9 protein-coding genes are annotated in these 6451 nt (G+C 64.8%); 5 read left to right on the top strand and 4 right to left on the bottom strand.

Annotation, left to right across the window (positions count from 1 at the left end):
* Positions 1 to 114: 114 nt before the first annotated feature.
* Both ACLBKT_RS15895 and ACLBKT_RS15890 read right to left on the bottom strand, forming a co-directional pair.
* Positions 115 to 1380: a cytochrome P450 gene (locus ACLBKT_RS15895; protein ID WP_410183963.1), complete on the bottom strand. Its 1266-nt coding sequence runs from the start codon at positions 1378 to 1380 to the stop codon at positions 115 to 117.
* The gene (locus ACLBKT_RS15890; RefSeq protein ID WP_410183962.1) at positions 1380 to 1967 is read right to left on the bottom strand and encodes a carboxymuconolactone decarboxylase family protein; all 588 of its coding nucleotides are present in this window, start codon (positions 1965 to 1967) and stop codon (positions 1380 to 1382) included. The genes ACLBKT_RS15895 and ACLBKT_RS15890 overlap by 1 nt, the downstream gene beginning before the upstream one ends.
* 128 nt (positions 1968 to 2095) lie before the next feature.
* On the opposite strand from ACLBKT_RS15890, the gene ACLBKT_RS15885 reads away from it, so the two are divergent.
* Genes ACLBKT_RS15885 through ACLBKT_RS15875 form a run of 3 tightly spaced genes read left to right on the top strand, consistent with a single transcriptional unit; the run spans position 2096 to position 4334 of the window.
* The gene (locus tag ACLBKT_RS15885) at positions 2096 to 3415 is read left to right on the top strand and encodes a cytochrome P450 (RefSeq protein ID WP_410183961.1); all 1320 of its coding nucleotides are present in this window, start codon (positions 2096 to 2098) and stop codon (positions 3413 to 3415) included.
* Positions 3415 to 3816 carry a putative quinol monooxygenase gene (locus ACLBKT_RS15880; protein WP_410183960.1) on the top strand — a complete coding sequence of 134 codons (402 nt, stop codon included), beginning with the start codon at positions 3415 to 3417 and terminating at the stop codon, positions 3814 to 3816. Before ACLBKT_RS15885 ends, ACLBKT_RS15880 begins: the two co-directional genes overlap by 1 nt.
* Complete coding sequence (locus ACLBKT_RS15875; RefSeq protein ID WP_410183959.1) at positions 3813 to 4334, top strand: nuclear transport factor 2 family protein; 522 nt, start codon at positions 3813 to 3815, stop codon at positions 4332 to 4334. Before ACLBKT_RS15880 ends, ACLBKT_RS15875 begins: the two co-directional genes overlap by 4 nt.
* A gap of 127 nt (positions 4335 to 4461) precedes the next feature.
* Here ACLBKT_RS15875 and ACLBKT_RS15870 read toward each other — a convergent pair whose 3' ends face one another.
* Positions 4462 to 4812, bottom strand: coding sequence for a nuclear transport factor 2 family protein (locus tag ACLBKT_RS15870; protein WP_410183958.1), 351 nt, complete (start codon positions 4810 to 4812; stop codon positions 4462 to 4464).
* A 127-nt stretch (positions 4813 to 4939) separates the two neighbouring features.
* Here ACLBKT_RS15870 and ACLBKT_RS15865 point away from each other — a divergent pair, with 127 nt between their 5' ends.
* Positions 4940 to 5473 (top strand): carboxymuconolactone decarboxylase family protein, encoded by a 534-nt coding sequence (locus tag ACLBKT_RS15865; RefSeq protein ID WP_410183957.1) that lies wholly within the window; start codon positions 4940 to 4942, stop codon positions 5471 to 5473.
* Complete coding sequence (locus tag ACLBKT_RS15860) at positions 5470 to 5835, top strand: hypothetical protein (protein WP_410183956.1); 366 nt, start codon at positions 5470 to 5472, stop codon at positions 5833 to 5835. The genes ACLBKT_RS15865 and ACLBKT_RS15860 overlap by 4 nt, the downstream gene beginning before the upstream one ends.
* Positions 5836 to 5932: 97 nt before the next feature.
* Here the strand turns inward: ACLBKT_RS15860 and ACLBKT_RS15855 are convergent, their stop codons facing one another.
* Positions 5933 to 6451, bottom strand: a complete 519-nt coding sequence (locus ACLBKT_RS15855) for a VOC family protein (protein WP_410183955.1) — start codon at positions 6449 to 6451, stop codon at positions 5933 to 5935.

Here is a 6451-nt window from a genome sequence, read left to right as displayed (position 1 = left end):
TCGTGGCTCCAGTAGCGGCTGCCTTCGATCGGCTTGGACGAGAGCGCGGGCATTGGCTGCGGGGTGGTGTCGATCCGCTGGGGGGCGGTGTCGGGGCGGAGTAGAGTAGCCATATCAGCGTGCCTTCGCTTCAAAAGTGATGTGGAGCTGCTTGAGGGAGCGCAGCAGGAAGTGCGGGTGGTAGCTGAAGTCGTTCAGCCCTTCGGCAAAGTGCATGTCCTCGAACCGGTCGACCACGGCCTGGAACCCCCAGGTCAATTCGCGCCGAGCGAGCGGGGCGCCGAGGCAGTGATGCGTGCCCGAGCCGAAGGCCATGTGCGCGCCGGCCTTGGGCCGGTCGAGGTCGAGCTTCTCGGGGCATTCGAAGACACGTTCGTCGCGGTTGGCCGCGCCGTAGCGGACATTGACGACGGAGCCTGCGGGGATCGTCACCCCGTCCAGTTCCACGTCCGTATGGGTAAAGCGCATCAGGCTTTGCACCGGGCTTTCGAGCCGGAGCACCTCCTCGACGAAATTGCGCATATATTTGTCGGGATCGGCCTTGAGCTTCACCCACACGTCCTTGTTCTCGATCAGCAGCTTCATCCCCGCTGCGAGCGCGTTGGTGGTGGTTTCCGATCCGCCGACGAAGGTGTCGGCCATCATTTCGGCGTGGAGTTCGTTGTCATTGAGCGGGCGGCCCCAGCCCTCGATCACGGTGTTGACCAGCACCGAGATCAGCGAGCCATCCGGGTGTTCGCGCAGACGTTCGAAGATCGGCTGGAAGTAATGCTGCGCCTCGATCTCGCGGTCGACCATTTCGAGGTGCTTGTCCTCGGGCAGCATCAGCGAGATGCGGTGGAAGAAGGCGTCGGTCCAGCCCTTGATCTTCCACATGTCTTCCCGCTTGGCGCCCATCTGCTCGCCGATGATGAACAGCGGCAGGGGCACGCAGAACTGGCGCACCCAATCGCATTTCCCGTCCGGGAGGAATTCGTCGATGAGTTCATAGGCGAGCGTTTCGACGCGCGGGTCGATGTCCTTGATCCGCGACGGCTTGAACGCCTCGTTGAACATTGCGCGCATCTGCTTGTGGTTCGGGTCATCACGCCCGGCGAGAGTGGGCGCGGGGAGCCAGCCTTTCTCCCGGAACCGCTCGGCGACCTTGCGCCCGCGCTCCATGTCGGTGGGATTCGCGCGCATCAATTCGTTGGCCGCGGTCGAGGGGAAGCGCGCGGGGTCCATCAGCACCTCGCGCACATGGTCATACCGGCTGACCACATAGATCTGCGTGCCGGGGATGTTGTAAACCGGGGCTTCGTCGCGCAAGCGCTTATAGGCCTCGTAAGGGCACTGCTGGAGCGCCGGGTCGAACAGGTTGATCTGGGGCTGCGAATTCATCAGCGCACCTGGATCTTCTCAGCACCCCAAGGCGCGATTTTGTCGGCGGTCTGGAAGGCCTCGGGCAGTTCCTCCACCATGTGATAGGTCGCGGCCAACCGGCCGAAGCCGACAAAGAACGCCACCGTCATGCCGAGTTCGACAATCTGCGCCTCGCTGAAATGCGCGCGCAGATCGGCATGGATCGCGTCGTCGATCGCCAGGTGATCGGTCGCCATCAGCTCGCCGTACCGGATCGCGGCCTTTTCGGCGGCGGTGAGATTTTCGGCCTCCTGCGGGCGTTCCAATGAGCACACCAGCCCCTCGGTTACGCCGTCGGCCACGGCGTCCGAATAGCGGATCGCCATGCACGAACGGCACTGGTTGAAGAAGGCGACCCGCAGCCGGACCAGCTCCACCAGCCGTTCGGGCAGCGTGCGATTGCGTTTCAGCGCGCCGCCAAAGCCCATCAGCCCCAGCGCCTGTTCCGGGCAATGCGCGAAATAGCGGGTCAGACCCTGTTCGAGATCGGTCAGACTGTCGGGCTGGATCGCTGCGACCAGCCGTTCGTCCCATTGCTCCGGCGCCAGTTTGGCAATTCGGCTCACAGCGGTCTCTCCCATTGGCGGGCCTCACAAAATAGCCCGTTTCCGTAAGGGAGAGGCTGCGGGACAAGGTGGGCAGGAGCAATTGGCGGATTCGCTAAGCGAAGCGCCCCGGGATGGGAGAGGCGGCTGTGCAATCTGGTTTCGAAGGCGCGCCGCAGAGACTTTCCGACGTCGATCTGTTCGCTCCGGGCGCGCAGGAGCATTGGTATCAGGCCTATGCGATCCTCCACGAGGAGGCCCCGGTGCAGCGCCTGCCCGGCGAGGGCTTGACGCCGGGCACCGATGCCTTCGTCCTCACCAAATACGAGGACGTGCGCCGCGTGGTGATGGACTGGGACCGCTTCCCGCCCACGCTCTCGCTGCTGGTCGCGCATATCCAGCAATCAGGCGAGATGCCCACCCACATCCCCGATATCGACGCGATGGTCGCCTCGATTGTCTCACTGCGCCCCGATCCTGACATGTGGCGCGCGCACCGCAAGGAGCTGACCGATCCCTGGGTCGGCCCCGGCTGCACGCGCCATGCGGCGATGATCACCGGCCATGTCGATGATCTGATCGCCGGGATGCTGGACAAGGCGAAGCGCGGGGAGGCGGTGGATTTCGTCGCCGATTTCGCGCGCCCCTTGCCGCAACGGGTGATGGCGAGCGTATTGGGCTTTCCGCAGGAGGACATTCCGCGGCTCGAACAATGGGGCAATGCGCAGGTCATGTCCTATGTGATCGGGACGACCCACAAGAACATCCTCACCCCCGAACAATCGGCCGAGAAATTCCGGCTGCTGGCGGGGATGAAGGAATATGTGGCGGAGCAGACGCGGGAGAAGCGCGCCCGCCCGCAGGACGACATGGTCAGCTTCCTCACGCAGGTCGAATACGCCGCGCTGGGCCGCAAGCTCACTGATGATGAGATCAATGGCGTGGTCTATGCGATGGTGATCGGGGGGCTGGAAACCACCCAATATGCCATCGCCGAACAGGCCCAACTGCTGTGCGACCGGCCGGGGATGTTCGCACAACTACGCGGCGACCGCACGGCGATCCGCACCTTTATCGAGGAAGGGATGCGGCTACGCTCGCCCACCCAAGGCCTCTCGACCCGCATCTGCTCGCGTGACGAGGTGTTTCAGGGCGTCCACGTCCCCGCCGGATCGATGCTCCACCTGCGCTGGGCCGCCGCCAATATCGATGCCGACGAGTTCGAGGATCCGCTCGAGTTGAAGCTCGACCGCAAGGCAGCGACCCGCCACCTCGCCTTCAGCCAGGGGCCGCGCTCCTGTCCGGGCTCGAACATCTCGCGATTGGAACAGATGATCGCGTGGGATCGCCTTGCCGACGCCTTCGCCGACCTCGCCTACGCGCCGGGCAATGATTTCCGCCATCAGGGCGGGATCATGCTCGGGATCTACCGGCTGCTCTTGAACCTCACACCCACGGAGACACCCTGATGGCCAGTCTGCTCGCCCATATCCAGATCCAGCCCGGCAAGGAGGAAAAGTGGGAGGCGATCATGCGCGACATGGTCCACCACACTTTTGGCACCGAGGAAGGCGTCATCCGCTACGAATACTGGAAGGGGCAGGAGCCGCTCTCCTACTATTGCCTGCTCTCCTTCAAGGACAAGTGGGCGTTCTATCACCACCAGATGTCCGATCACCACGAAGGCCATGACTTCGCCGACGTGCTGGCGGGGATCAAACTCGAATACATCGATCCCGTGGAGGGCGCAGGCGGGGGCCTGCCGCACACCGCCGATCCGGCGCTGCCCGATGATGCCTCCGAAAACATGAAAGTGGCGCAGGAGCGTTTCCCGCTGTCGATCCCGGCCTGGTGGGGAGCCCGCGCATGAGTCTCGAAGCCAAGGTGCAGGAACTGCTCGACCGGCAGGCCATCAATGATCTCATCGCGCGCTATTCGCGCACCCTGGATTGGGTCGATGATGCGGGGCAGGCGGATTGCTACTGGCCCGATGCGGCAATTGATTACGGGTTCTTCAAAGGCACCGCGGCGGATTTCGTGCCGGTGGTGATGGCGGTGGAACGTTCGACCGGGCGACGCTGGCACCTGCTGTCGTCGCTGGCGGTGAAACTCACCAGCGCTACCACGGCGGAGGGCGAAGCCTACGGCATCGCCTTGGGCTTCCGGCGCGAGGATGAGGCCGAGCCCTACCGTGGCAACATGTATGGCGGGCGCTATCTCGACCAATATGAGAAGCGGGACGGGGAATGGCGGATTTCGAGCCGCCGTTACATCATGGACTGGACCATGGCGATGCCCGACCAGCCCGACGCCAGCCCCAACGCCGAATTCCCGCTGCCGATGCTGGACCTGCGCGAGAGCGGCCACCCGGATTACCGGCGGATGTAGTCTTCCCTCCAAGCCTCGTCATTGTGAGGCCGAAGGCCGCGGTAATCCATGGACCGACAGCATGCCGCAAGCTCAGGCCATGGATTGCTTCGTCGCCTGCGGCTCCTTGCAATGACGAGGGAAGAGGCTACTCCGCCGGGTCCATGTAGTCGCGGTAATAGGTGAGCAGGCCGCCCTCGACCTTGTAGATGCCCACGCCGCCGCGCGGGGGATGCCCCTCCATGTGCATGGTCCAGCGCGCCCAGACGGCGTGATCGTCACCGCAGATTTCATCGACGGTGAAGTGGACCTTCCGCTCACCCATTTCCTTGACCATCGTGGTCATGAATCCGAGGATTGCGTCGCGCCCGCGATACTGACCCCAGATCGGGTCTTCGAGGAAGGCGTCCTCGGCGAACAGCGGCGCTAGCTTGGTGTAGTCGCCTGCGTCCTGGATGCGCCAGAATTCCTCGATCACGCGCTGAGCTTGGCCGGGCATGATGTGTCTCCCTTGGTTGGTTTTCTGCTTGTCTTGCCATGCACGCGGCGGCCTTCCCCCCTGCGAAAATGGCGAGGGTGCCGTAACGGCAGGCACGGGCTAGTCTGGCCGCCAAGGAGAGAGATTCATGTCGACCATCCCCCGCGTATCCTCGGCCATTGCTGGCGAACCGGCGCACTTCGGCTCCGTGCTCGCGCACCAGCCCGCCATCGCGGCAAGCTTCTTTGCGCTCTATGGCCGGTTCTGGGGTTCGGACGTCCTGGCGGCGCGGATCAAGGAGGTCGCGCGGATGCGCAATGCGCGCGTCACCGAATGTGGCTTCTGCCGCAATGTCCGCTTCGACAAGGCGGTAGCGCAAGGCCTTGGCGAGGAGGTGGTGGACGACATCACCGACGGTTACGAGACCAGCGCCAAGCTGACCGATACCGAGAAGGCGGTGCTCAAGTTCACCGATGCGCTGATCCACGATCCCGAGCTGCTTAACGGCGATGCGCGCGCGGCCTTGCAGCGTCACCTGACCCCGGCGCAGATCGCCGAATTGGGGCTGGGCGTGACGCTGTTCCTCGCGCTCGCCAAGGCGCTGATCACGATGGGGCTGGAGCCGGAGGTAATGGACCGCACTGTGCTGCCCACGCCTGCCGTACTGGAGCAGGCCGCATGAGCGCCGTCTGCGCCGCGCTGGCCGCCGATCCAGTGCTCGCCAGTCACTACGCCGACTTCCGGGGGAAAACCGAAGCGGCGCTCGATCCCGCGCTGGTGGCGCTCGTGCGGCAGGCGGTGGCGGCGGTGCACGGGATGGGGCAAGCGCCCGATGAGGCCGGCCTCGACGAAGGCACCCGCCTTTGTGTCGCCTATGCGCGGCGGATGCCCTTCGAGCACACCGCGATCACCGATGCCGAAGCGGCGGCGCTGGTCACGCATCTGGGCGAGCCGGGCTTCGTCGCCTTCTCGGTGCTGGCGGCGCTGGCGGATGCCGAGTGCCGGGCGGAGCAGGTGGGGTTGGTGGAGTTGGCGGGGGTTTGATTTCATCCTCCCCGCCCCGGGCTTGACCCGGGGCCCCGCTTTGTTGCCCGTCGGAAGATAGCTGGGTCCCGGGTCAATCCCGGGACGGAGATTGAAACTAACCCAGCTCCCGCAGCAGATCGCGCCCGTCCCACCCTTGCGCGGCGGCGGCGACGAAGTCGTAGAAGCCCGTCAGCTGCTCGGTCGGCTCGTAGAGTTCCAGCATATGCCCGAGGCTCGCCCGCGTATCGACGAAGGCGAAGGCCGTGCCGCCCGCCGTCACTGAAAGCTGCGCGAGCGGCGCGCCCTCGCTCTCAAACCGCGCAATCGCCGCAGCGAGATCATCGACGAACAGCGCGGCGTGGTGCAGCCCCTCGGCCCGCGAGCCGTGCGGGAACATGTCGTGCAGCGCGGACGGATCGGGATTGTGCTGCACCACCAGCTCGACCATCATGTCGCCCCATTGGCCATAGGCGCTGGAATGGTCGAAGGGGCGTTCCACCCCGCGATGCTGCGATGACGCGAGCACAACATGGCGCAGCACGAAGAACGGCCCCGATCCGAACTGCCGGTGATGCGCCTCGGCGGCGGCCTCAAGGTCATTGATCTTGTAAGCCAGCTGCCGGACCGCCAGCAC

It is taken from the genome of Erythrobacter sp. W302b (assembly GCF_046452395.1).
In the GTDB taxonomy this organism is placed as follows: Bacteria; Pseudomonadota; Alphaproteobacteria; order Sphingomonadales; family Sphingomonadaceae; genus Erythrobacter.
This window is presented reverse-complemented; position numbering and strand designations above follow the sequence as displayed.

Excerpts from the sequence above, each read along its gene's own strand:
- ACLBKT_RS15865 (WP_410183957.1), top strand. The coding sequence starts at position 4,940 with ATGTCGACCATCCCCCGCGTATCCTCGGCCATTGCTGGCGAACCGGCG.
- ACLBKT_RS15895 (WP_410183963.1), bottom strand. The coding sequence starts at position 1,380 with ATGAATTCGCAGCCCCAGATCAACCTGTTCGACCCGGCGCTCCAGCAG.
- ACLBKT_RS15860 (WP_410183956.1), top strand. The coding sequence starts at position 5,470 with ATGAGCGCCGTCTGCGCCGCGCTGGCCGCCGATCCAGTGCTCGCCAGT.
- ACLBKT_RS15870 (WP_410183958.1), bottom strand. The coding sequence starts at position 4,812 with ATGCCCGGCCAAGCTCAGCGCGTGATCGAGGAATTCTGGCGCATCCAG.
- ACLBKT_RS15880 (WP_410183960.1), top strand. The coding sequence starts at position 3,415 with ATGGCCAGTCTGCTCGCCCATATCCAGATCCAGCCCGGCAAGGAGGAA.
- ACLBKT_RS15875 (WP_410183959.1), top strand. The coding sequence starts at position 3,813 with ATGAGTCTCGAAGCCAAGGTGCAGGAACTGCTCGACCGGCAGGCCATC.